The following is a 26,700-nucleotide window of genomic DNA, read 5'->3' on the forward strand; positions in this document are numbered from 1 at the left end:
CGTTTTAAAATTCTAAAGTAGAACAACTACATGTCGAATTATAAGCCTTGTTTATGAGCCATTTTTCTGTCGCAATAAATGACCCGCTAATTAATGCTATTGGTAAAATTTTAGATACCGTCTTCGGTAACTAAGTCCGAAATATTTAAGTCGTACCGCTGTGCTTTGGCGGTACCTTCAATACTATCGTCTGATTCAGCTAAGTTAATAATGCGCACCGCCACATGGTGATTAAACTCGCCATTGTAGAACACCTTTACTCTTGGTTTGGTGAGTTGTGTTTGGTTTTCAATAACTAAAGCGATTCTACCAGAGGCTAATTTTACTAAGGTGCCCGCAGGATATAGACCCACTGTTTGAATAAACTGTTGTAGTAAATCGGGGTCGAAATGGGCAGGCGAACGATCCATAAGCTCTCTAAAGGCCGCTGTACTGCCGAGCGATTTAGTATGATCAAAACCAAATACCAAACTATCAAACGTAATCGCAATACTTAAAATCCGTTGTGCGGAATTTAGCTTATCTATGTCTAATTGATGAGGATAGCCTGTACCATCAAGTAATTCATTTTGCTCTGCAAGCAGGCGCAATACCTGTGGACTAGGTTGCCCACTAAGTGAGAGAAGTTTGAGCAGCTGGGCAATATGCTGTTGTTTTTGACGCTGTTCAATAACCGCTAATTTTTCATTTGGTAAACGAAGCTTGTTTGGCAGCAACTGGTAACCAAGGCGCGACAGTAATCCTGCAAGTACTAAGCTTTGATTAACTTGGGGTTGATAGTTATGGCTTTGACAAAACTGTGCCAAGCTCACAGCAATACGAATCAAATGGCTCGCCAGCAAGTTATTGGACATCTTGCAGCGCACTGCTAAACCTAAAACATCTTTATGTTGTTTAGTAAGCGCTAATGCATCAATTGCGAGCTTTTCTAAACTAAATAAATCGATCGGCAAGTGCGCTTTGGCACGAGCAAGAGTGTCTTCCATTAGGCTGAGTGCTTTGTCTTGCCAGTGGAGTGCAGCTTCAATTTGGCTTTCAATTTTTATTTTTTTTATTGCAGTCGTTGTTTCTACTTCTTCACTTTTATTTGACCGTGCAGTATCGACTAAAACCTCAATAACGCCTTTTTTCTTAAGCGCTTGTAATGCAAAGTAATTACGTACAATACCTGTTTGTACAATCTTTACATCACCAAGCTGTTTTGTTACTTCTTCCACAAAATCACCTACTTCCAACTTGGTAATAGGAATGCGGATTTTACCGTTTTTATCAGGAGTCATTTCTTCTTAATCAAAAAAGGCATTGCGGAAAAACTTAATTAAATCAATGCCAAAATCTTCAGGTTTGATTGACGACTCCAGCTCATCGTCGGTGCGGTTGCTGGCTAAGTCTAAGTCCTGTACTTCGGTGTAGTGTTGGTGTTTTGCACTGTAAAAGACTTTTACCATTGGTTTAAGTGGTTGCTCAAAATTACTTTGTGACACAATGCCTAGCTTTTGACTTTTGAGTTTGACTAACGTACCAACAGGGTGAATACCAATACACTGGATAAATCGTGCAACTAAGTCGCTATCAAAACAGTTAGGGCAACCGGCACGTAAAATTTTGAAGGCTTGAATAGGGTTCATATCATCTTTGTACACACGCTTAGCTGTAAGCGCGTCATATACATCGACAATTGATATCATGCGCACATATTGATTGATTTCATCGTCTTTCAAGCCAAATGGATAGCCTTTTCCATCTAAACGTTCATGGTGAAATCCTGCCACTTGAATAGCAATGTCGCTCAAGCCTGAATTTTCTAAAATTTCTTTACTGTAAAGCGCATGTCGTTTGATTTCATCAAATTCCTCATCAGTTAACTTTCCGGGCTTATTGAGGATTTCATCTGGGACTTTAATTTTACCAATATCATGCAATAACGCACCGGTGGCAAGCTCATGAATAATGTCTCGGTCAAATCCCATATGCTTTGCAAAAATACTCATAAGTACCGAAACATTGATTGAATGTTCAAGTAAATAAGCGTCTTTTTCTCGAATGCGCGTCATGCAGGCAAGGGCATCTTGATTGCGGAACACCGAATCAATAAAGCCGTTTGCAACTTGTTTAAAAGGCTCTACATCAATCTTGCGGCCAGCGCGAATATCATCAAATGCTTTTGATTGAAGCTGTTTTGCTTCGCTGTAAAGTTTTTTAGCTTTGTTAGCTTCGCTTGAAAAACTAGCAGTAGTTTTTGTCGGATCAAACTTTGCAGTTGGCACTGGTTTTGTTTCTGTAGTCGCTTTTTTTTCTGCGGCTAAATCGATAAATTTATCAGGATCGACTGAAACCTCTAAAATGCCAGATTGCACAAGTTTGTCGATTGCAGCTTGTGTCCTTACCCAGCCTTCGGTCTTTACTTTGACACTACCTTGTTGCTTTACAACACCTTGTACAAACATGCCTGGTACAAGCTCAGATACTAAAATGGTTTTTAACATTGGCAGCACATTAATTATTTTTCATTACCCTTAAAACTAGCAAATAAAGTGATGAAAATTAAGTTGAATATAAAAGAAAAGGGCAGAAGTAAAACTTCGCCCTTTTATTTTTGCTTAACAACCCGAATATCGGGTCAGAACTTCAAATTAGTCTGCGTCGGTTAATGTCATAAGTGACGTGTTACCACCAGATGCTGTGGTATCAATGCTCACTGTCTTTTCAGTAACGAGACGGTTGATTAGCGTGTCGTAATACTGAGCACTGATTACTGGTAAAATTGCACCAGAACGTGCCGCTAGTTTTTCGTTCACTAACGCTTTACGCTCACAACCACTGCCAATTACCGCACCTGCAACATGCGGGTGAGCAAGTGTTGCGTTTAGCTCAGATAGCTTAGCAACTTGTAGTACACCTTCTGCAACACCACATGCAATCAGCTTTTCGCGGAATGCTAACGCTTCTTCGTGGAATAAATCAGAAACAACAGTAATTACCGTATTACCTGCTGCAATTGCCGTTACGATAGAAAGTACCCAGAAGTTAAACGAGGTATCTTTATCAGCGTAACAAACAACACAACCACGTGGCTCTAGGTAAATTGTATTTGATTCACCTGTAGGACCTGGCAGTACAGTGCCTTTTGCTAAACGTTTTTCAATACGGTCTAACTGACTTCTCGCGTCCGCAATTGTTTGTGTTAAGTCGTCAGCAAGTTTATCCATAATTTCAACTTGCGCGATTTTAGCAAGCATTTGACGACATACTGAAATACGGTCGTTTAAGCTAGTTGTTCGCCATGTTTTTTCATCACGAATTGAGTTAACCATAAGCTGATTAACGCGTTCAACTGCGTGGTTGTCATCTGCAATTACTTCACCATCAAGATTGATATTGGTTGCTTGAACGTTTTCAGGTGCAGCATTTTCTTTTACTAGGCGTGTTAAGTAAGTTGGACCACCTGCTTTAGGACCAGTACCTGATAGGCCGCGACCACCAAATGGTTGCACACCTACTACTGCACCGATCATATTACGGTTTACGTAAATGTTACCTGCACGAGATTGTTTCGCTAGGTACTCTGCGCGCTCTTCGATACGGGTATGAATACCCATAGTTAAACCGAAACCTGTGCTGTTTACTTGGTTGATAACATTATCAATTTCAGTACCTTTGAAGCGGATTACGTGTACGCACGGACCAAATACTTCTTTCGTTAGTACTGATAAGTCACTGATTTCATATAAGCGTGGCGCAAAGAAGAAGTGACCATCTTCATTATCTGCCGGAATTGGACATTCAAAATGAAGTGTCGCTTTATCTTTTAAGTACTCAACGTGCTCGTTAAGCGCATCAAGTGCTTTTTGATCAATTACAGGGCCAACATCTGTTGATAAGTAGGCAGGGTCACCAACATGCAATTCTTTCATTGCACCTTTGATCATCTTAATTACTTTATCTGCGATTTCTTCTTGTACGAATAGTACACGTAGCGCAGAACAACGCTGACCTGCCGATTGGAAACCTGAAGAAACAACATCGTCAACCACTTGCTCTGGAAGTGCAGTTGAGTCAACGATCATACAGTTTTGACCGCCTGTTTCTGCAATTAGAGGTACTTGGTCGCCGCCACGTTCTGCAAGCGTTTGTGCAATGCGCGTGCCTGTTTCAGTTGAACCTGTAAACATTACCGCTTGTACACGCTGGTCAGGAATAATTACCTGACCAACTTTGCTACCGCGTGCAATAACAGGTTGAACTACGTTTTCTGGTAAACCAACTTCGCGCATTAAATCAATGGTACGAAGTGCAACAAGTGATGTTTGCTCTGCTGGTTTTGCAATTACTGAGTTACCTGTAGCGATAGCTGCAGCTACTTGGCCTAGGAAAATCGCAAGCGGGAAGTTCCACGGGCTGATACATAAAATCACACCACGAGGTGAGAAACGGCTATCAGCTGCAAGTTCTTCGGCGCGTGCTGCGTAGTAACGACAGAAATCTACTGCTTCACGTACTTCATCAACGCCGTCTTGTGCAACTTTACCTGCTTCTTTAATACAAAGCGCGATTAGTTCATCACGGTGACGCTCTAAAATGTCTGCAGTGCGACGTAAAATGTCAGCGCGCTCAGCAACCGGTGTTTGTGACCAAGATTGGAAAGCGGCTTCGGCTGTATCTACTAACGCTTTCATTTCTGTTTCGTCTTGGTGACGAATAGAACCAAGCACTTCTGCGTGATTAGCAGGGTTAATAACCGCTTCATGGCCTTCAGGCACATCCGCATGGGTCATTAGGTTTTCAGCAACCCACTTATCTAAGTTTGCCTTAAATGGTGTGATATGGTTGATGTTGGTTAAATCTAACCCTTTTGAGTTTTGACGCTCGCTACCGTATAAATCTTTTGGTAATACTATTTGCGGGTTGCGCTTGTTGCGTACGCGCTGAATTTTTTCAACTGGATCTTCAAGTAGAGACTCTACTGGTTGCGACTCATCTACAATCGCGTTTACGAACGACGAGTTAGCACCGTTTTCAAGTAAACGACGCACTAAGTAAGCAAGTAAGTCTTCATGGTGACCAACTGGTGCATAAACACGGCATTGAACGCGATCTTCAGTTACAACTTGGTCATAAAGCGACTCACCCATACCGTGTAGACGCTGGAATTCGAAGTTAGAGTAGTTACCATCAGCCAGTTCTAAAATAGTGGCAGCAGAGTATGCGTTGTGTGTTGCGAATTGCGGGAAAATCACATCACGTGCTTTCATTAGTTTAATTGCACATGCTTTGTAAGAAACGTCAGTTGTCGCTTTACGAGTAAATACTGGGTAGTCTTCTAAGCCATCTGCTTGTGAAAGTTTTACTTCGGTATCCCAGTAAGCACCTTTTACAAGGCGAACCATCATCTTACGGTTTACACGACGACAAAGCGCTTCTAGCCAATCAATTACAAAGATAGCGCGCTTTTGGTATGCCTGAACCGCCAGACCGAAACCAGCCCAGTTACCTAAAGCATCATCTGAGAATACAGCTTCAATAATATCGAGTGAGATATCTAAACGGTCAGCTTCTTCCGCATCAACTGTAAAGTTAATGTCGTATTGCTTTGCTGTTAGCGCTAGCTCTTTTAGTTTTGGTACTAGCTCTTCCATTACACGCTCGCGGTGTGTGAACTCGTAACGTGGGTGAATAGCTGAAAGTTTTACTGAAATGCCCGGGCTCTTAATTGGACCACGGCCATTAGCTGCTTTACCAATAACATGAATTGCCATTTTGTAGCTATTGAAATAACGTTCAGCATCTTCCATGGTGCGCGCGCCTTCACCTAACATATCGTAAGAATATGCATAGCCTTTGGCTTCTTTATCTTTTGCACGCTCAACAGCTTCTTCAATGGTAGTACCCATTACAAACTGCTTACCCATGATCTTCATGGCATATTGTACTGATTTACGAATCGCTGGTTCACCAATACGACCCATAGTGCGCTTTAATAAACCAAATTGGTCTTCTTTATTTTTGTCAGCATAGTTAACCATCTTACCGGTTAAAAGAAGACCCCAGCTTGATGCATTTACAAATAGAGAGTCGCTATTACCTAAGTGAGAGCTCCAGTCACCGTTCGCTAGTTTATCGCGAATAAGGCTATCTTGAGTTTCTTTATCTGGAACACGTAACAATGCTTCAGCAAGACACATTAACACCACGCCTTCTTCAGAAGACAATGAGTATTCGTTAAGTAATGCGTCAACACCACCTTGACCTTCTTGATCGTTACGAATATTTAATACCATTTGGCGTGCACGTTCCCATGCACGACTACGTGCGCTTACACCCACTTCTGCAAGCGGCAGAATATGGTCAATAACTTGGTCTTCATCAATACGGTAAAAGTCACGGATCTGCTGACGGATCGGACATTTGGTAGTTAAGTCACCATTGTAAAGCATAAAGAAACCCTCAAAATAAAATAGGTTAAATTTATAAAATAGGGGCGTAGTGTAAATTCTTTTCAGCAGAATGTGCTGGCGTATTTTGGCTATATCCGGTAATTTACAGGGAATTGTTCAAAAGATGCCAAATAATATTCTGTATGACCACCTCTATCAAAACACGTGTGCTCGATCGAATCGATTTAGCAATTTTAGATGCTTTACAAAGAAATGGCCGAATTTCTAACGTAAATTTAGCGAAACAAGTTAATTTAAGCCCGAGCCCATGTCTTGAAAGAGTTAAAAAGCTTGAAGATGATGGCTACATTGAAGGTTATGGTGCCCGTTTAAATGCGACAAAGTTAAAACAAAATGTGGTGGCCCACGTTGAGGTAACATTAAAAGAATCAACCGAAGCGGCATTTGATATTTTTAAACAGCATATTATGCGTATTGATCAAGTGGTGTCATGCGATATGGTTGCAGGTGGTTACGATTACCTATTAAAAATACGTGTAGGCGATATGATCGAATATCGAGAGGTGCTTGGTAAAATTGTTGATATTCCAGGAGTAGGTACCAATCGGACTTACATGGTGATTGAACATGTTAAACAAGATAACGGGTTAGCAGTTAAAATAGACGAATAAAAAAAGCGCTGATATCAGCGCTTTGTTTGATTTGGCGTTTATGCCCAACCGTCGTAACGCTTGCGGCGTGATAATACGATGGTGATAATAATGCCTAGTAAAATCCCGATAAATGCAATGCCACCACCATAAATCAGTAGCTGTTTTTGCTGTTTGTCAGAAGCTTGTTGTTTTTGATTACGCGAACTTTCAATTTGCGAGTTTAAGTTTTCAATTTCAGCGCTTAACTCACGGTTTTTAACTTCTAGTTCATTCGTTGATTGGCGTAATAAGGGCATATCACGCTGTGCTGAGTTTAGTTCAGCTTGTAGCTCGGACAATTGACTTTTTAATTTAGCGTTTTGTTGTGCTAAACCAGGGCGCTTGCTGATATTACGTTTATCAATCCAGCCAGTGCGACCGCGGCTGTCTTTTACTTGGCTGTAACCTGATTCTTTATTCTCATCGAGTAGTTGTAACTCAGTGCCTGCTTGCACAGAACCAAGAATACGATAATTCTTGCCCGGACCAGAGTGCATATAAACAAATAAGTTATCTGTAATATAAGCAGTTGAAGAAGTTGATGTCTCTGAAGTTTGCACTTCAAGTACTTCGGTAGCCGGTTCGTTTTCAGATGTCGTTTCGGCTTGGATGGCTGTGCTTAAACTTGCTAATAAAAGAAACCCAGCAATCGATTTAAACATGGGAAGATCCTGTTTTAATTGTTGTTGTCCAGTATGTAAGGCTTCATAGTATGGATTTAGCAGTCTAATAGCAAGTCGAGAAAGGCAATTGCGCGCGATGCTTTGGTCTTCTAATAATTAAGTTGTTGTTTACAAGTGGTGACGTAAAAGGTTGCATTTAAACGCAGATTTAGTTTTACTTAGGCTTTGCTAATAAAATAGGTCAATCCTCCAGCTAATGGATACTGAAATAGAGCTGAAATTTTTAGTTTCAGAACAAGTTATTTCTCAACTGCCAGCACTGATTACTCAGTTTTCAAAAAAAGTCAGTAATAAAGCTTCACGTAATTTACAAAACGCCTACTTTGACACACCAAGTCGAGAGCTAAGAGCGCTTGATATTGGTTTGCGTACGCGTTGTGTTGATGGTGAGTGTGAACAAACGATAAAACTAGCAGGCAAAGTGGTAGGAGGCTTTCATCAACGCCCAGAATACAATTTGCCTATTAATAGTTCGCGCCCCAATATTTCGTTATTCGACAGTGCTATTTGGCCAGCGGGTATTGAGCCAAATGCGATTAGTGAAAATCTATTTTCAATTTTTAATACTAATTTTATTCGCCGTACTTGGTTATTGGAAACAGAATCAGGCACTGAAATAGAATTGGTATTGGATAAAGGGGATATTTCAGCTTCAGGGCAAAGTGTGCCGATTTGTGAAGTTGAAATGGAATTAATTAGCGGGGATAGAAGCGAGCTTTTTGAACTAGCAAACAAGCTAATAAGTTGCAGTGAAGTGCGTTTAGGTTTGTATAGTAAAGCCGCGCGTGGTTACCGTTTAGCAGACGATGCCCCATTAGTTGCGGATACCTTTTTAGGTTATGTGCAACTTGATGAAACAGCAACGCAAGAGCAAGCACTTGAGAAGTGTTTGCAGTATGGTATTGAGTTTGTGCAAAAACACGAACAATGTTACATCGATGCGCCTAAACTCAAAACCTTAAAACGTATTGTGGATGGGGTGAGTCTAATTCGACATAGCTTTTGGTTATTTGAAGAGGTAGCCGATAAACAAGTTACTAAGTCATTGCGTAAAGAACTAAAGTGGTTATTGGAAACTTTTTCTTGGGTCGAGACTGCAATTCAGTTACGTATGTTTACGTCCAAAAAGCATGCCTTTCATAAGCGTATTTCAGCGGCACCAGAGCTTGAGCAAGTTATCGATAACCTAAAGGCAGAGCAACCATCTCGTAAAAACTTAAAAGCAATATTTCACAGCCCTCGTTATAACCAGCTGATTTTGGATTTAACGCGGTTTCTGATTGAAAAGCGTTGGCGTGACGGGTGGGGGCAAGAGCAGATTGTCGCGGCCAGTAAGCCAGTTAAAGAGATTGCAGCGCAATTGTTTGAAAATGATTGGCAAGAAATGCAGCATTTATTACCTCATGATGTGGTAAGCGCTGAGAACTATATTGAAAAACGTCAGAAATTACATCGCAATCTATTGAGTGGCTGTTGCTTAGGCCAGCTATTTGAAGGTTCGCTGCGCGATGATTTTAGAGGCCCTTGGCTTGATATAATTCATGGCATGGATGAACTTGCGACTTATGATTACTTGAAACAATTGTGTGAATCTCAGCAAGAGCCAGAGCGATTTAAAAGTATTTTACTGTGGTTAGCACAGAAAAATGATGGGTTACTTGCGGCAATGGAACACAGCCGTCTTGCAAGTCAAAAATTGGAGCCCTACTGGCAATAATATGCGTACGTTGCTGTTGCTGCTATTTTTTTGCTCTCAGCTGAGCGCATTAGAATGGCAGCAAGTTAAAAACAAACAAGGGATTGAAGTTTATCAGCAAGCATTACCAAACGGACTGCTTAAACTAAAAGCCACCACTTTAACCGAAGGATGCTTAGCATCCTTTGAGTCATTATTATTTGATACCCAACATGCGGATAAATGGCTAAGTAATGTGCAAAGCGTTACGGTACTTGAATCACCATCACCCGATGAACATATAGTACATACGAGGTTTAATGCGCCTTGGCCGATTAAAAACCGTGATATGGTGACGTATTCACGTATATTTCGAACTTCTAATTCGCAAACGCAAATAGGCATTCAAGCTGCACCGAATGTTTACCCAATACAAGATAATTACATTCGTATTGAGCATGTTGAAGCGAGTTGGGTGATTAATCAACGTAGTCAAAATTCAATTTCGATTGAGTACCAAGCGTTTGCGGATCCTGCAGGTAAAATTCCTCACTGGCTAGGCAATTCTGTCGCTAAATCAAACGTGTTTAATACCTTCAAAAAAATGAGAGAGCGGCTTAAGTTATATTCCTGCGTTAAAACAGCCTAGGTCAAATATTAACTACTTCGCAATATGCATATTAACGATGCCATTGTTCTCTTGTGACTGGCTTGAGCCGAAGTTGTGCTTAGTTATAAATTGAGACAAACGATGTGTAAAAAGATGTGATGATTCAAAATTATCAGCAAATTCATAATTTACTTGGCATATGCTGGTGCGGCATTTAATGTTATTAAGTTTTACATCATCTATAAAGTCGTGAGTGCTAAAAAAATCGCTCAGTAACGCTTCGCTGTTTTCAGCCCAGTTATCATCACGTGTTTGTTGTTCAAACTGCAAAGCTAAATTAAAGCCGTCACTGCCCTCATTTAGCAAAGTGTCAATTTGTTGTTGCATTTGTTGCTCTAGCTCAGCAACTTTTTGTTTTATTAAATTTTGCGATTGTTGTGTAACTTCTTCAATAAGCTGCTCTTGTTTTTGAGTTGTGGCAGCAAGTTGATCTTCTAGCAATATTACCTTTTCAATAAGCGCTGATTTAGAAAGTGTACTTAGGGTGTTTTCTAAGGATTTTGTTGTGTTTTTCAACGCGCTTTCTAATGGTTGTTGGGTTTGCGAAAACCCTTGGTTAATTGATTTTTCACTATTTTTGAGAGTGTGTTCTAGTGTTTGTGTACTTTGCTGTAGATGCTCGGAATGAAAAAACGTTGAAACAACAAAAAAGCTCAATGCGCCAAGTACAAACGCAACTACATACCCTTTACTCATCAAAGTACTCCTTGTTTAGAAGATGTTTTTATACTCAATTTGTGGTGGAAAGTCTAATCAGCGAATTTCACCACCACTCAGTGGATAGTGATTGCCAAAATGTGAAGCGAGCTCTGAAAACCCGAGCACATGGGCGCGTTGTTTTTTATCGTTTTCAAAAATGATTAAATCTGCACTCATTAGCGGACGTGAGATATCCTCATCGAGGATTTCATATACCACAAAATTTTGATTGTCTACGGCAACGAGTTTTAGTTGATAGGATTGCTTGGTTTGCGGGTTTGTTACGCTTGATATCAGTGAGAGTTCATGTGGCGATTGTTCAAATTCTACCACCAGTAACTTTTCTGTGAAGTTAATTGATAATTGATTTGTGGTTATTTTACGTTTTGCTATTTGGTTAATCTTGCTAATGGAGCCATTTATTGGTTGCTCCGCTATAGTTAAAACGACGTTTGTATTTTCTGTAATTACCGCAGGGATTACTTGTTCATTTAAAACCGCTATTTTAAGTTGACTTGACGCCAAGTTTTCGTCTTCTAATACACGGATCATCGCTTTTTCACCATTTTCACTGAGGCTTAAGTAACCAAACTCAAAAGTATGCATCCGTGAATAACTAGGTGCTGTTACGATAAAGGTTTTAGCTACTTGATAATCTTGCCAATAATTAAATAAAGATGATTGTGCAAGAGCGATATCAGATTGTTCTGATTTTGCCTTTATTTTATCAAGATGCATTAAAAACTGGCTACGTTGCCATGTATTAACACCAGTTAAATACATAACCATCATATAAATAATAAACAAACCTGTTTTTAGAATAAAAGGATGTAGTTGTTGCACACTGGCTATGTCTATCATGATGAGGGCTAGAAAGACGACACAATGGACAACGTAAACAATTGCTGGGGTAGTGAGGTAAGGTTTGGCAAGGCGCGCTATTCTGTCTTGGTCACTATGGTTTGTTATTTCAGGGTAATGTTTGATTGAAAGGTACATAACTTCACCGTGTAGTTTCTTTATCACTTGTTAGAGCGGTTATCATAGCAACTTACTGAATTTTAGGCATAAAAAAAGCGCCAGTGGCGCTTTTTCTCAATCAGACGGTTATTATAAACCAGCAGCGGCGCGAAGAGCGTCTGCTTTGTCTGTTTTTTCCCAGCTAAATGCTGTGAATGTATCTTCACCTACTGTCATTTCGAACGGCTCACGACCGAAGTGACCATATGCTGCAGTCATTTGGTACATTGGGTGAAGTAGGTCAAGCATCTTAGTGATACCGTAAGGACGTAAGTCGAAGTGCTCACGTACTAGCTCTACTAATTTCTCTTCAGAGATTTTGCCTGTGCCGAATGTATCAACTGTGATTGACGTTGGCTCAGCAACACCGATAGCGTAAGAAACTTGGATTTCACACTTATCAGCAAGGCCAGCTGCAACAATGTTCTTAGCAACATAACGACCCGCGTATGCCGCAGAGCGGTCAACTTTTGATGGATCTTTACCAGAGAATGCACCACCACCGTGACGTGCCATACCACCGTATGTATCTACGATGATTTTACGACCTGTAAGACCACAGTCACCAACAGGGCCACCGATTACGAAACGACCAGTTGGGTTAATAAAGTATTTAGTGTCTTCAGTTAAAAGCTCAGCAGGTAGCGTGTGCTTAATAATGTTTTCCATTACAGCATCTACTAATGCGTCTTGCTCGATGTCTGGGTTGTGCTGAGTAGATAGTACAACCGCATCAATTGCAACAGGCTTACCGTCTTCATAAACAAAGGTTACCTGAGATTTTGCATCAGGACGTAACCAAGGAAGAATACCTGATTTACGCGCTTCTGCTTGACGCTCTACAAGTAAATGAGAGTAGTAAAGAGGAGCAGGCATTAATGTTGGTGTTTCATTCGTAGCGTAACCAAACATTAAACCTTGGTCACCAGCACCTTGCTCTTCAGGCTTAGTGCGGTCAACACCTTGTGCAATTTCAGGTGATTGTTGACCAATTAGGTTCATGATGCCACATGTGTCACCGTCAAAACCTACGTCAGATGATGTGTAACCGATATCTGTGATTACTTTACGTGTGATTGACTCAAGGTCTACCCATGCATCTGTTGAAATTTCACCAGAGATAATTGCAACACCTGTTTTAACCATTGTTTCACAGGCAACACGCGCATGTTTATCTTGTGTGATAATTGCGTCTAAAACCGCATCAGAAATTTGGTCAGCGATTTTATCCGGATGACCCTCAGATACTGACTCAGAAGTAAATAAAGTTCTTGCCATGGTATTTCTACTCACTCACAAAAAATGCGCGTTGCCACAAGGATTTGCGCAGGTTAAATTAAATGGTCGAGTATTCTATCGAATATCGACGCAGCAAACAATAACTTTACGCCTAGACGTCTAAAAAAAATTAAAAGTGAAATTTCTTCACCGATACTAGGCTGTTTTGTGCATAAAGAAGCTAGATTATAGACGGTTTTCCATTGCTCCGCGTGTGCTAATAGGTAAGAATAGAGCTGCGTGGGTACATTGACCAATGCGTACTTAAATAAATCAGTATTTATTGGCCAATGTATCCAAATTATGACAGCAAACAAATAATGAGGTAGGAAAATCCATGCCGTCACGTAAAGAACTAGCAAATGCTATTCGCGTTCTATCTATGGACGCAGTGCAACAGGCCAAGTCTGGCCACCCAGGTGCCCCTATGGGTATGGCAGACATTGCTGAAGTGCTATGGCGCGACTATTTAAACCATAATCCAGCAAACCCTGATTGGGCTGATCGCGACCGATTTATTCTGTCAAACGGTCACGGCTCAATGCTAATTTATTCTTTACTGCATTTATCTGGCTATGATCTTCCAATTGAGGAAATTAAAAACTTCCGTCAAATGCACTCTAAAACACCGGGTCACCCTGAATACGGTTATGCACCGGGTGTTGAAACAACGACTGGTCCATTAGGTCAAGGCATTACTAACGCAGTCGGTATGGCAATTGCTGAAAAAGCCCTTGCGCACCAGTTTAACCGTGAAGGTCACGATATTGTTGATCACTTCACTTACTGTTTCCTTGGTGATGGTTGCCTTATGGAAGGTATCTCTCACGAAGCGTGTTCGCTAGCAGGCACTTTAGGTTTAGGTAAGCTAGTTGCGTTTTGGGATGACAACGGTATTTCAATCGATGGTGAAGTAGAAGGTTGGTTCACTGACGATACAGCGGCACGTTTTGAATCTTACGGTTGGCATGTTGTACGTAATGTAGATGGCCACGATAGCGAAGCTATTCGCGCAGCTATCGATGAAGCGCGTGCTGAAACTGGCAAGCCAACATTAATCTGTTGTAAAACAGTCATTGGTTACGGTTCACCAAATAAATCAGGCAGCCACGACTGTCACGGTGCACCATTAGGTGATGCTGAAATTCAAGCTGCACGTGAATTCTTAAACTGGGAGCACGGTGCATTTGATATCCCAGCTGATATTTATGCTGATTGGAATGCAGTTGAAGCGGGTACTGCTAAAGAAGCATCTTGGACTGAAAAGTTTGATGCGTATAAGGTGGCTTTTCCTGAACTAGCGGCAGAATTTGAACGTCGTCAAAAAGGTGAGTTACCAGCAGATTGGGCTGAAAAGTCACAAGCTTATATTGAAGGCCTTCAGGCAAACCCTGAAAACCCAGCGACACGTAAAGCATCACAAAATGCGCTAAACGCATTTGGCCCTATGCTACCTGAGTTTATGGGCGGTTCTGCTGACCTTGCAGGCTCAAACCTTACACTTTGGGAAGGTTCAAAAGGCTTAACAGCAAACGACGCATCAGGTAACTACATCTTCTACGGTGTGCGTGAATTTGGTATGTCGGCAATTATGAATGGCATTGCGCTGCATAAAGGCTTTATTCCTTACGGTGCTACGTTCTTAATGTTTATGGAATATGCGCGTAACGCAGTACGTATGGCGGCGCTTATGAAGCAACCTTCAATTTTTGTGTACACCCACGATTCAATCGGTCTAGGCGAAGATGGTCCTACGCACCAACCAGTTGAGCAGCTAGCAAGCATGCGTTTAACGCCAAACCTAGTTAACTGGCGCCCATGTGACCAAGTTGAGTCTGCAATTGCATGGCAAGATGCTATTGAACGTAAAGATGGCCCAACATCACTTGTATTTACTCGTCAGGGCTTACAACAACAAGCGCGTACAGCTGAGCAATTAGCGAATGTACGTAAAGGTGGTTACGTATTAAGCTGTGATGGTGAGCCTGAGATTATTCTTATTGCAACAGGTTCTGAAGTTGAGCTTTCAATGCAAGCAGCAGCTGAACTTCGCGCTCAAGGTAAAAAAGTACGTGTTGTTTCTATGCCGTCAACTGATTTATTTGATGCACAAGATGCGGCTTATAAAGAGTCTGTACTGCCAAGTGCAGTAACTAAGCGTGTTGCAGTAGAAGCGGGCATTGAAGATTACTGGTACAAGTACGTTGGTCTAAATGGTGCAGTTGTAGGTATGACAACATTTGGTGAGTCAGCGCCTGCAAATGAGCTATTTAAGCACTTCGGTTTTACGGTTGAAAATATCGTAGCGAAAGCAAACCAGCTCGTATAATTGCAAAAAAAGCTATAATAATCAAAAGCGATGCAAATGCATCGCTTTTTTGATCTAGCGCAATAGATTCCTCTTTGATAACGATTCTTAATTATAAAAACTGATTTAGATCAAACTCCCCAAAGCAGTCCTCTTGCTAAAATTTAAGCAACTTTTGATAGGTATAAAAACGAGGAAAGGGAGATGGTTACCTCTGAACAAAATGCACCTGAACTTGTTTGTGGTGCAGATCCCGTACAAGCAAATATTACCTCTTTTGCGCAACGTGCACATGAAAAAGCACTGACAGAACAGCTCATTCAACAGAAGAAGTTGTTGTTAGAAAAGCAGCAGCAATTTGAGCAACTACAAAATGATCATGAAATGATTATTAAACATGTTCAAATTATTGAACGTGAGTGGGAAAACTCAAATGCCATGCTTGAAACATTAATGGAGCAGTTATCAGACGCTAAGAAAAAACCAAGCGATGAACTGACTGCTCAGCTGCATGATTTACAGCAACAGGTTGAAGAAGCCAATATGAGCAAATCGGTAATGAAACATCATTGTCGAGAGCTCAATGAACGTAATGAAGAACTAAACGCGCTAATTAAAGACTCACTTCATAGTGTGGAAGATCTAAAGACGAAAGCGCAGCAGCAAGCTGATGTCATTAATCAACTACGTGCTGAAAATGTGACATTAAAGCAGCAAAATATCTCACAAGCTGAAAAATTAAAGCGCCAAGAAGGGCAGCTAACCGAAGCGCTTCATGGTTATTACAGTGATGTAATGAATAAACATAAAAAGTTAAGCAAAAATCTGCCAAGATAATTCATTTGTTACCCAGCCCAAAATGGCGCCTTTGGCGCCATTTTTTATTGCTTTTATATAGATTGTATACGTATTATATATAAATCGTATATTTTGGTTTGAATAAAGCTATGGGTATTGTGAAAATTTCCGATCAATTACATGATGAAATTCGTCATGCTAGCACCGTAATGGTTCGTTCTATCAACTCTCAAGCTGAATTTTGGATAAAAGTAGGGCGACTTGCTGAGCGTAATCCAAATTTGACCTTTGCTGAAATAATGGAAAAGGAGTTGTTACGCGAAGTAGCGTTACAAGGAACAAGTAATGAGTGAAATAATAATTAAAAACCCATCTGAAATAGCGTTCATGCGAACATCAGGGCAATTGCTTGCTAAAGTATTCGAAGCTTTAGATGACTATATTGCAATTGGTCAATCGACTTTAGATATCAATAATTTTGTTGAGGACTTCATTACCAATACGTTAAATGCACGTCCCGCAAGTAAAGGCCAATATGGCTTTAAATATGTACTCAATCCATCGATAAATGAAGTAGTTTGTCACGGTGTACCCAGTAGCACAGAAAAGCTTAAAAATGGCGACATCATAAATATTGATATTACCTTAGAGAAAAATGGCTTTATTGCTGATAGCAGTAAAATGTACTGTATTGGCGATGTAACGCCTTTAGCAAAACGCTTGGTTGATACATCTTATGAGGCACTTTGGCTTGCGATAAAACAGGTAAAACCGGGTGCAAAGCTGGGCGACATCGGCGCGGTAATTCAACAACATGCAGAGCAACGAGGGTATACCGTCGTAAGAGAGTATTGCGGTCATGGTATTGGTCAGCAAATGCATGAAGCACCTGAAGTACTTCATTTTGGTAAAAAAGGTAGCGGTGTGACTCTTCAAGAAGGCATGACGTTTACAATCGAGCCAATGATTAACCAAGGTACATCAAAAACCAAAACCCTATCCAATGGTTGGACTGTAGTTACCCGAGATAAAAAACTATCAGCGCAATGGGAACATACTATTTTAGTCACCAAAGACGGCTTTGAAGTGCTAACTTTACGCCAAGAAGAAAAGTTGCAAATGAACGACTAAATCTAAAGCTTTTTTTAGATGACTTTAAAAGCCTAAATTAGGCTTTTTTTGTGTTTTTTATAGTACGTATTTAGCACTAAATTGACGTAATAAATTTAGGGAAACCGGTGTCATTTTTAACGGAGAAATTAAAATCACATTTTTCTAAAAATCTTCATGAAACTTGCGAAATTACTGGATCCCTTGATATACCTAGGAAGTAACCGGTGTCATTATATTTGCTAATCCAAGAATAAATTTTTTTCACTATCGAAATCAATTTCTTTGTTTTAGAATAACCGCCATTAACCCTCTCACCACTTGTGAAAAGTGCATTGCACTGTTAGGAAAAACAACTTAATGGCAATCAAAATTGCAATTAATGGTTTTGGTCGAATCGGACGAAATATCGTAAGAGCTTTATACGAAGCAGGTCGCACTAACGACATTCAAATTGTAGCGATTAATGAGTTAGCAGACGCTAAAGGTATCGCGCATTTATTAAAATACGACACCTCTCATGGTCGTTTTAAGTTTCCTGTGCAATTAAAACAAGATGCCATTACGGTTAATGGTGACTTAATTCAGTTATTCGCCGAAGAAAATCCAAGCGAACTGCCTTGGGGTTTATTAGATATCGACGTAGTGCTTGAATGCACAGGTGTATATCACTCACGTGAACATGCTGAACTTCATTTAAATGCTGGCGCTAAAAAGGTGTTGTTCTCGCAACCCGCCGATGCTGATATGGATGCCACCATTGTATTTGGCATAAACGACGGTGAACTAAAAGCTGAACACACCATAGTATCTAACGGTTCGTGTACCACTAACTGTATTGTGCCAGTGATTAAAGTACTTGATGATGCGTTTGGTATTGAGTCAGGTGCAATTACTACCATTCACGCATCAATGCATGACCAGCAAGTAATTGACGCCTATCACAGTGATCTTCGTCGTACCCGTGCCGCAAGCCAATCGATTATTCCGGTTGATACTAAATTAGCGCGTGGTATCGAACGTATTTTGCCTAAATTTAAAAGCAGGTTTGAAGCCATTGCGGTACGAGTGCCTACCATCAATGTGACTGCTATGGATTTAAGTGTCACCCTTAATACTGATGTAACAATTGAAACGGTTAATAAAGTACTTTCAGATGCAGAGCATCAACACTTGGCCGGTATTATTAGTTATACCGAAGAGCCACTGGTATCGGTTGATTTTAATCACGATAGCCATTCGTCGATTATCGATGGTACGCAAACCCGTGTAAGCCACAAGCGCTTAGTAAAAATCTTAGCTTGGTGCGATAACGAATGGGGTTTTGCCAACCGTATGCTAGATACTGCCGAAGCGATGGCACTAAAAAGTTAGATTTAGATAACCGTGAGTTTGCCAACAAATTTGCGGTTTTTTTATGTTAAAGGAGAGCTCAAATGTCTGTCATTAAAATGGCTGATTTAGATTTACAAGGTAAGCGCGTGCTTATTCGTGAAGACCTAAACGTTCCAGTAAAAGACGGTAAAGTAACCAGTGATGCGCGTATTCGTGCGTCGTTACCAACCATTAAATTAGCCTTAGAAAAAGGCGCAAAAGTAATGGTTATGTCGCATTTAGGTCGCCCAACGGAAGGCGAATACGATGAAGCATTCTCAATGCAGCCGGTTGTTAACTATTTAAATGACGTATTAGAGCAAACTGTTCGCCTTGAAAAAGACTACCTTGATGGTGTTGACGTTGCAGACAACGAAGTAGTTGTGTTTGAAAACGTACGCTTCAACAAAGGTGAGAAAAAAGACGACGAAGCTTTAGCTAAAAAATTAGCTGCACTGTGTGATGTATATGTCATGGATGCGTTTGGCACTGCGCACCGCGCACAAGCATCTACTCACGGTGTTGGTTTATACGCTGATGTTGCCTGTGCAGGTCCATTACTTGCGGCTGAACTTGACGCACTTGGTAAAGCACTTGATAACCCAGCGCGCCCACTTGTAGCGATTGTAGGTGGTTCAAAAGTATCAACTAAACTGACTGTACTTGAGTCGCTTTCAAGTGTTGTTGATCAGTTAGTATGTGGTGGTGGTATTGCAAATACCTTTATCGCAGCTGCGGGCAATAACGTTGGTAAATCACTTTATGAAGCTGATTTAATTGATGAAGCAAATAAACTAACTCATGCAGCAAAAGCAGCGGGTGGTGATATTCCAGTACCAACTGACGTAGTGGTTGGTAAAGAGTTCTCAGAAACAGCTGTAGCAACATTAAAGTCAGTTGCAGATGTTGACTCAGACGACATGATTTTTGATATTGGCCCAGATTCAGCGAAGGCACTTGCTGAGATTATCAAAAATGCCGGTACTGTTGTATGGAATGGCCCTGTCGGTGTATTTGAATTTGACCAATTTGGTGCAGGTACCAAAGCACTTGCACATGCGATTGCAGAATCAAATGCATTCTCAATTGCTGGTGGCGGTGACACTCTTGCTGCAATTGATAAATATGAAGTAGCAGACAAAATTTCATACATTTCAACAGGTGGTGGCGCTTTCTTAGAATTCTTAGAAGGCAAGCAGTTACCAGCTGTAGCAATGTTAGAAGCGCGCGCGAAATAATTTGTGCACGCTATACTTAGGTTAATTGAATTAAATCTAAGTAACTGAATAAAAAGCCAAGTAACCATCATCTCTCTCAAAATCTGTGGTTACTTGGCAATAAACAAATCTATCCGTTCAAACTCGATGGCGTTAGGTGCCATCAAAAATTGGAGAAAGCAAAATGGCTTTAATCAGTATGCGTCAGCTATTAGACCATGCGGCAGAAAATGGTTATGGTGTTCCAGCGTTTAATGTGAATAACCAAGAGCAAATGCGTGCAATTATGGAAGCAGCAGACAAGACTAATAGTCCTGTTATCGTTCAAGGTTCAGCAGGTGCGCGTAAATACGCCGGTGCGCCGTTTATCCGTCATATGATTTTAGCGGCAATTGAAGAATGGCCACACATTCCTGTAGTAATGCACCAAGACCACGGTACATCACCTGCAGTTTGCCAACGCTCAATCCAATTAGGCTTTTCATCAGTAATGATGGATGGCTCACTACTTGAAGATGGTAAAACGCCTTCAAGCTACGAGTACAACGTTGATGTAACACGCCGTACCGTTGAAATGGCGCACGCGTGTGGTGTTTCAGTTGAGGGTGAATTAGGTGTACTTGGTTCATTAGAAACGGGTGAAGCAGGTGAAGAAGACGGAATTGGTGCAGAAGGCAAACTTACTGAAGACCAACTACTCACAGATCCTGAAGAAGCAGCTGATTTCGTTAAGAAAACAGGTGTTGATGCACTTGCGATTGCGTGTGGTACATCGCATGGTGCATATAAGTTCACACGTCCACCAACAGGTGACATTCTGGCAATTAACCGCATTAAAGAAATCCACGCGCGTATTCCAAATACGCACTTGGTAATGCACGGTTCGTCATCAGTACCGCAAGAGTGGCTTGCGGTGATCAACGAGTTTGGCGGTGAGATCCCTGAAACTTATGGTGTTCCAGTTGAGCAGATCGTTGAAGGCATTAAGCACGGTGTTCGTAAAGTAAATATCGATACTGACTTACGTTTAGCATCAACCGGTGCAATTCGTCGTCACCTTGCTCATAACCCTGCAAACTTTGACCCGCGTAAATTTTTAGCTGAAGCGACAAAAGCAATGACTGAAATCTGTGTTGCACGTTACGAAGCGTTTGGTACAGCTGGTCAAGCGGCTAAAATCAAACCAATTTCACTTGATGCGATGCATGAAAAATACCTTGCTGGTGAGTTAAACCAACAAGTTAAATAACATCAAGTTATACAACTTCCTTTAACAAGCAAAGCGTTTATATAGCTCATATAAACGCTTTTTTTGTGCAATAAAAACATCAAACAGCTGTCACAGCTTATTCATCTTTCTCTTGCCTAATAGTTGGTTGATTTGTATCACAACTATTTTAGGAAAATAAAAATGATTAAACGATCGTTGCTAGCGATTACAGTATTGGCTGCATTATCTGGTTGTTCATTAGATGGCGATGACGGAAAAGACGGAGCTACAGGTGCCAAAGGAACAAATGGCGCAGATGGCAGCAATGGTGTTGATGGTTTAAATGCAACAAACTTACTCGACATAAAGTTAGTTGGACGAGCAGTACTTAATGCACAATCTCCTGAAGGTGCAGCAGAGATTGTCGCTTTTCATAAAGCTTCACAAACCATTTTTGCAATAAATAGCTCAGGTGCTGAAGCTGTTGTTGATTTAATCAAAATTGATGCCATAGATGCGGATGGTTTACTTCAAAACAATGAAGGTGTAGTTACCAATACAAACCTTACTTCATCAAGCCAAATTACATTAAATGATCACACCAGCGGTGATGCAAATAGCATTGTGATTTCGCCCGATCAAAGTTTGCTTGCGGTAGCAATGGCCGCACCGAGTAAAGCTGAAAGGGGTAATGTTGCTATTTATAACTTAACTGGATCTACACCAAGCTTTGTCAAAAACGTACCGGTTGGCTATTTACCTGACATGCTTACGTTTACCCCTGATGGCTCAAAAATACTGGTGGCCAATGAAGGTGAACCTCTAAGTGACTATTCATTTGATGGTGAAGGCAGTATCTCAATCATTAGTGTGTCAAATGGTGAAGTGGCAAACACAGCAACTGAAATTTCACTGACAGCATATAATGGTAAGCAAGCTGAACTTGAAGCTGACGGCGTTGTATTTGCTAATCCTAAGGGACAAATCATTAAAGGCAAATTAATTAACACCACAGTAGCTGAAGATTTAGAGCCTGAATACATTACAGTAAGTGCAGATAGCAAGATGGCTTATATTAGCCTGCAAGAGAATAACGCAATTGCATTTTTAGATTTAACAAGCAATAGCATTGAAGTAAAAGGACTAGGTTTTAAAGATTGGTCCAATCTTGATTTTGATGCATCCGATAAAGACGGTGGTATTAACTTTAAACATTACAATAATTTATTTGGTATGTATCAACCCGATACCATTGCTTCTTATACTTGGCAAGGTGCCTCATTTATTGTTTCTGCCAATGAAGGTGATGGCGAGAATATTTCTTTGATGCTGCAAATGAAGCAGAATGTTTTGCAAACGGTGGTCTTGATTATGACGAAGATGATGGTTGCTTAGCTTATACCGATGAGTCTCGTGTAAAAGATCTCAATTTAGCTGCAAACTTCAGCCATTTAAATAATGATAATGATGATATTGGTCGTTTGAAAGTGACCACTGAGTACGGTGACGCGGATCAAGACGGGCTATATGAGAAGTTGTATACCTATGGTGCGCGATCATTCTCGATTTGGGATCAAAATGGTTTGCTTGTTTTTGACTCGGGTGATCAAGTTGACCGAATTACGGCGTGTAAAGCGTTTAATAATGATGAAGATGCAAATGAAGGTGATACGCGCTCGGATGCCAAAGGTGCAGAGCCTGAGGCACTTGCAATCGGCAAGATTGGTGAGCAAAGTTATGCATTTTTAGGTTTAGAGCGCATGGGAGGGGTTATGGTATTTAATATCACTAACCCATATAACGTTGAATTTGTTGACTACTTTATCAATCGTGGTGTTGAAGAAGGTGCTGAAATCAGTGGTGATTTAGCGCCTGAGGGAATGTCGTTTATTTCCTCTGAAAATAGCCCAACAGGTAAACCATTACTGGTTATCGGTAATGAAATCTCAGGTTCGGTGAGTGTGTGGCAGATTGCTGAACATCAAACGAACTAACTAATAGAAGGTGATCTCAAATGCATGTTTGGGATCACTTTCTTACTAACAAGATCCCATTTTTACCTTCAGGGATCGCGATCCTACTAACTAAATGCGCGTTATTACCTAATTTCAAAGTTAAAACACTGCTAAATCATTGAAATTTGATCTAAAACTACAAAGATCTTGGTAATTTTTAGATCCAAGCAACGGCTTTTTTGCTTGTTCTTAGTATAAATATGATCCGACTAGTAAAATAGTGATCCATAACATTGCCATCATGCAAAAATGTACTAGAGTAAATAATAAATAAAATATATATTCACTTCATAAGTGTATAAAATAAAAGCAAATTGCTTTAAACACACTCTGCTTGAGGAAATCATTATGATCAAAAAACTCTTACTAGCGAGCTGTATAGGTTTAGTGTTGTTACCAATGGATGTGATCGCAGACACGGAAGCCAAAGTGTATGGACGAGCACACCTTGGTTTAAGGTATGTCGATATTGATAATCAAGATAGCTCCACTGAAGTAGATTCTTATTCTTCTCGCTTTGGCATTAAAGCAAATCATAGTATTTCGGATGATCTTTCTGTTCTGACCAAGTTAGAGTGGGAAGTTAATATCTCAGAGCAAGATGGTGCCAATGGTAGCGACGATAACATTAAATCACGTGATCAATATGTTGGGATCAAAAGCAATAAGTTTGGTCAGATCTTAATTGGCCGAAAAGACACCGCACTTAAAAAATCGCAAAATAAACTCGATATGATGAATGATTTCGTCGGTGATATTAAACATTTGGCAACGGGTGAAAACCGTTTAGGAGACATGGTGAATTACCAATCGCCTAAATTTGGTCAATTGCAATTTGAACTTACTTATGTCGCTGAAGAAAATAGTAAACAAACTGACGGATCAGGGGTTTCAGCAGCAATTGGTTACGGTGATAAGGCATTAAAGAAAACACCTTTTTATGTGTCATACGCGCATGATGAGGATGTTGCTGGTTACAACATTGATCGTGTTTCAGCACAAGGTAAATTAGGGGATTTTACTATCAATGGTATGTATCAAAACAGCGAAAAAGTATCTTCTGGTGATGATGGTGATACCTTTGTTGTAAGTGCTTCGTACAAAATTGAAAATTATAAGATCCTTGTTCAGTATCAAGATGATGAAACGGGATTTGGTAAATTAAAAGATAGCGGTACGGCAAGTTCGGTGGGTGTTGAGCGTAAATTAGGCAAACAAGCTAAAGCCTATATTTGGTATACCCAGCGAGATTTAGATAACAGCGATGACGAAGGTCACTTAGCGGTGACCCTTAGATATGATTTTTGAATGCAATAAAAACGTGACAATTTAGTTAATTTTTTAAGCCCCTTTTAGGGGCTTTTTAATATTAATTTATAGTGTTTTTTTGTCTCTATCGTAATGATAAATATGCTGTTTTTAATAGTATTAAAGAGTGATGAAAATAACACTACAGATTAACAACATTTTATTTATGATATTTTTATGTTTATATTCATAAAAGTGTCACACTTTACTTTGATAATGAAGTCAGTTGATAACTAAGAGAATTATTTCATGTCGCGTAAGATACTAGTGGTTGATGACGAAGCACCAATTCGTGAAATGTTGGTATTCGTACTTGAACAAAATGGATTTCAGGCTATTGAAGCTCAGGATTATGATTCAGCAATGGATGCGCTAGTTGAGCCTTATCCTGATATGATTTTATTAGACTGGATGCTGCCTGGTACCAGTGGTGTACAAATTGCTAAAAAGATTAAAAATAGAACCGCTCGTGGTGAAGAAGAAGACAAAATCAAAGGGCTTGAAGTAGGTGCTGATGATTATGTTACTAAACCATTCTCACCGAAAGAATTAATGGCACGTATTAAAGCCGTTTTCCGTCGCGTATCGCCAACATCACTTGAAGAAGCAATTGAAGTGCACGGTTTACGTTTAGATCCTATTTCTCACCGTGTTACATCAGCTGGCAACGAGTTGGATATGGGCCCAACGGAATTTAAATTATTGCACTTTTTTATGACACACCCGGAGCGTGTTTACAGCCGTGAACAACTACTAGATAATGTTTGGGGTACAAATGTATATGTAGAGGACCGCACTGTTGATGTACATATCCGTCGTCTACGTAAAGCGATTGCACCCATGGGACATGATAAATTAGTGCAAACAGTACGTGGTGCTGGTTATCGCTTTTCGAGCAAAATCTAACCTAAGAGAAGTCTATGCTACGAATCGTTAGTAAGCGGGAATTAGTTAAACGCCTTTTTGTTTACTTTATTCCACTTACATTAATAGGAGTCCTGTTAGGGGCTCCTTTTTTACTTTTATGGCTAGGTACACTTTCATTATTAGTGTGGAATTATCGCCAGTTATTCCGACTTAGCGATTGGTTAACGGAACAACGAAAATACTACCCACCAGAAGGTGAAGGTGTGTGGGAGCAAGTGTTTGAGGGGATTTACCGCCTACAACAGCGAAATCGCAGAAAACGCAATGAACTTGCCGATGTTATTCGTCGTTTCCGAGAAGGTGCCGAAGCGGTTCCTGATGGTGTATTAGTTTTGCAAGATGATCTGGCGATCGTTTGGTGCAACAAAGAATCGATCGCGCTACTTGGTTTACAGTGGCCGCTTGATCATGGCCAGCGTTTAGATAATTTAATCCGTCGTCCAGATTTTATTAAATATATGCACTCGAAAGAGTACATAGAGCCGCTTGAGCTGCAATCGCCAGTTGACTCTCATAGTGTATTAGAAGTGCGGGTGACACCTTACGCAACATCACAATTGATGATGGTTGTGCGTGATGTGACGTTAATAAAGCAGCTTGAAGAAATGCGCCGTGATTTTATTGCTAATGTATCCCATGAATTGCGTACCCCGTTGACAGTAATGTCAGGTTATCTTGAAATGTTTGATCCTGATATGGCACCGCCACCTGCAATGTGGAGCAAAGCTCAGCAAACTATGCTAGAGCAATGTAAGCGAATGGCGAGTCTAGTAGAACAATTACTGGCATTGGCGCGTATTGAGAATTCAGACAAGCCGGACTTTGAAGAAGAAGTCGATATCAGTGATATGTTGATGAATATTTACCGTGAAGCCGAGCAGTTGAATCAAGAAAAGCAACACACTATAGCGCTTAATATTGACGATACACTTAATGTTATCGGTAAAGAACAAGAGTTACGCAGTGCTTTTTCAAACCTTGTGTTTAATGCAATTCGCTACACCCCAAAAGGTGGTGAAATTATTATTACTTGGCAAAAGAATGATACAGGAGCCGAATTTAGCGTAGAAGATAATGGCGATGGTATTGCGAGTGAACATATTCACCGTTTAACAGAGCGTTTTTACCGAGTTGACCAAGCCCGATCACGGGATACAGGTGGCTCAGGTTTAGGTTTGGCTATAACCAAACATGTATTAAGTCGTCATGATTCTCACTTAAATATTTCATCAAAAGTTGGTGAAGGTTCAGTGTTTAGTTTTTCTTTCTCTAACGAACGTTTAAAAAACAAGAAGTTAGAAACAGAATTTTAATAATTTTT

Annotated in this window: 20 protein-coding genes and 1 pseudogene; 14 read left to right on the forward strand and 7 right to left on the reverse strand. The window is 40.4% G+C overall.

Going from position 1 to position 26,700, the window contains the following annotated elements:
* Positions 1-110: 110 nt before the first annotated feature.
* From ON073_RS08975 to putA, 3 genes are all read right to left on the reverse strand, one after another.
* A complete protein-coding gene (locus ON073_RS08975) occupies positions 111-1,280 on the reverse strand; it encodes an HD-GYP domain-containing protein (protein ID WP_274761549.1) in 1,170 nt (389 codons plus the stop codon).
* Positions 1,281-1,286: 6 nt separating this feature from the next.
* Positions 1,287-2,486 carry an HD-GYP domain-containing protein gene (locus tag ON073_RS08980; protein ID WP_274761550.1) on the reverse strand — a complete coding sequence of 400 codons (1,200 nt, stop codon included), beginning with the start codon at positions 2,484-2,486 and terminating at the stop codon, positions 1,287-1,289.
* A gap of 147 nt (positions 2,487-2,633) precedes the next feature.
* Positions 2,634-6,434: a bifunctional proline dehydrogenase/L-glutamate gamma-semialdehyde dehydrogenase PutA gene (gene putA / locus ON073_RS08985; protein WP_274761551.1), complete on the reverse strand. Its 3,801-nt coding sequence runs from the start codon at positions 6,432-6,434 to the stop codon at positions 2,634-2,636.
* 143 nt (positions 6,435-6,577) lie between these two features.
* Between putA and ON073_RS08990 the strand changes: the two genes are divergently transcribed.
* The gene (locus ON073_RS08990; protein ID WP_274761552.1) at positions 6,578-7,066 is read left to right on the forward strand and encodes a winged helix-turn-helix transcriptional regulator; all 489 of its coding nucleotides are present in this window, start codon (positions 6,578-6,580) and stop codon (positions 7,064-7,066) included.
* A 38-nt stretch (positions 7,067-7,104) separates the two neighbouring features.
* Here ON073_RS08990 and ON073_RS08995 read toward each other — a convergent pair whose 3' ends face one another.
* Positions 7,105-7,749 carry a TIGR04211 family SH3 domain-containing protein gene (locus tag ON073_RS08995; RefSeq protein WP_274761553.1) on the reverse strand — a complete coding sequence of 215 codons (645 nt, stop codon included), beginning with the start codon at positions 7,747-7,749 and terminating at the stop codon, positions 7,105-7,107.
* A gap of 217 nt (positions 7,750-7,966) precedes the next feature.
* Here ON073_RS08995 and ON073_RS09000 point away from each other — a divergent pair, with 217 nt between their 5' ends.
* Both ON073_RS09000 and ON073_RS09005 read left to right on the forward strand, forming a co-directional pair.
* Positions 7,967-9,487, forward strand: coding sequence for a CYTH and CHAD domain-containing protein (locus ON073_RS09000; RefSeq protein WP_274761554.1), 1,521 nt, complete (start codon positions 7,967-7,969; stop codon positions 9,485-9,487).
* Between the two features lies 1 nt (position 9,488).
* On the forward strand, positions 9,489-10,094 hold the full coding sequence (locus ON073_RS09005; protein ID WP_274761555.1) for an START domain-containing protein: 606 nt from the start codon (positions 9,489-9,491) through the stop codon (positions 10,092-10,094).
* A 12-nt stretch (positions 10,095-10,106) separates the two neighbouring features.
* Here ON073_RS09005 and ON073_RS09010 read toward each other — a convergent pair whose 3' ends face one another.
* The 3 genes from ON073_RS09010 to metK all read right to left on the reverse strand — a co-directional run bounded on the left by ON073_RS09010 (position 10,107) and on the right by metK (position 13,112).
* Positions 10,107-10,811, reverse strand: coding sequence for a hypothetical protein (locus ON073_RS09010; RefSeq protein WP_274761556.1), 705 nt, complete (start codon positions 10,809-10,811; stop codon positions 10,107-10,109).
* Positions 10,812-10,868: 57 nt separating this feature from the next.
* Positions 10,869-11,813 carry a hypothetical protein gene (locus tag ON073_RS09015; RefSeq protein WP_274761557.1) on the reverse strand — a complete coding sequence of 315 codons (945 nt, stop codon included), beginning with the start codon at positions 11,811-11,813 and terminating at the stop codon, positions 10,869-10,871.
* Positions 11,814-11,924: 111 nt separating this feature from the next.
* The gene (gene metK, locus ON073_RS09020) at positions 11,925-13,112 is read right to left on the reverse strand and encodes a methionine adenosyltransferase (protein ID WP_274761558.1); all 1,188 of its coding nucleotides are present in this window, start codon (positions 13,110-13,112) and stop codon (positions 11,925-11,927) included.
* 337 nt (positions 13,113-13,449) lie between these two features.
* Between metK and tkt the strand changes: the two genes are divergently transcribed.
* The 11 genes and pseudogenes from tkt (at position 13,450) to phoR (ending at position 26,692) form a co-directional block, all read left to right on the forward strand.
* The gene (gene tkt, locus ON073_RS09025; protein WP_274761559.1) at positions 13,450-15,441 is read left to right on the forward strand and encodes a transketolase; all 1,992 of its coding nucleotides are present in this window, start codon (positions 13,450-13,452) and stop codon (positions 15,439-15,441) included.
* A gap of 183 nt (positions 15,442-15,624) precedes the next feature.
* On the forward strand, positions 15,625-16,257 hold the full coding sequence (locus tag ON073_RS09030; protein WP_274761560.1) for a hypothetical protein: 633 nt from the start codon (positions 15,625-15,627) through the stop codon (positions 16,255-16,257).
* A gap of 110 nt (positions 16,258-16,367) precedes the next feature.
* On the forward strand, positions 16,368-16,571 hold the full coding sequence (locus ON073_RS09035) for a ParD-like family protein (RefSeq protein WP_274761561.1): 204 nt from the start codon (positions 16,368-16,370) through the stop codon (positions 16,569-16,571).
* Complete coding sequence (gene map / locus ON073_RS09040) at positions 16,564-17,349, forward strand: type I methionyl aminopeptidase (protein ID WP_274761562.1); 786 nt, start codon at positions 16,564-16,566, stop codon at positions 17,347-17,349. Before ON073_RS09035 ends, map begins: the two co-directional genes overlap by 8 nt.
* A gap of 339 nt (positions 17,350-17,688) precedes the next feature.
* Positions 17,689-18,702, forward strand: a complete 1,014-nt coding sequence (gene epd / locus ON073_RS09045) for an erythrose-4-phosphate dehydrogenase (RefSeq protein ID WP_274761563.1) — start codon at positions 17,689-17,691, stop codon at positions 18,700-18,702.
* A gap of 62 nt (positions 18,703-18,764) precedes the next feature.
* Complete coding sequence (locus tag ON073_RS09050) at positions 18,765-19,940, forward strand: phosphoglycerate kinase (RefSeq protein WP_274761564.1); 1,176 nt, start codon at positions 18,765-18,767, stop codon at positions 19,938-19,940.
* Positions 19,941-20,103: 163 nt separating this feature from the next.
* Positions 20,104-21,168 carry a class II fructose-bisphosphate aldolase gene (gene fba, locus ON073_RS09055; protein ID WP_274761565.1) on the forward strand — a complete coding sequence of 355 codons (1,065 nt, stop codon included), beginning with the start codon at positions 20,104-20,106 and terminating at the stop codon, positions 21,166-21,168.
* A gap of 162 nt (positions 21,169-21,330) precedes the next feature.
* A pseudogene (locus ON073_RS09060) lies at positions 21,331-23,123 on the forward strand (choice-of-anchor I family protein).
* A gap of 369 nt (positions 23,124-23,492) precedes the next feature.
* Entirely contained in the window at positions 23,493-24,452 is a 960-nt protein-coding gene (locus ON073_RS09065; RefSeq protein ID WP_274761566.1) for a porin, read from the forward strand.
* A gap of 249 nt (positions 24,453-24,701) precedes the next feature.
* Positions 24,702-25,358: a phosphate regulon transcriptional regulator PhoB gene (gene phoB / locus ON073_RS09070; RefSeq protein WP_274761567.1), complete on the forward strand. Its 657-nt coding sequence runs from the start codon at positions 24,702-24,704 to the stop codon at positions 25,356-25,358.
* Between the two features lie 14 nt (positions 25,359-25,372).
* Positions 25,373-26,692 (forward strand): phosphate regulon sensor histidine kinase PhoR, encoded by a 1,320-nt coding sequence (gene phoR, locus ON073_RS09075; protein ID WP_274761568.1) that lies wholly within the window; start codon positions 25,373-25,375, stop codon positions 26,690-26,692.
* Positions 26,693-26,700 lie beyond the last annotated feature (8 nt).

This window comes from Pseudoalteromonas sp. G4, assembly GCF_028875915.1.
In the GTDB taxonomy this organism is placed as follows: domain Bacteria; phylum Pseudomonadota; class Gammaproteobacteria; order Enterobacterales; family Alteromonadaceae; genus Pseudoalteromonas.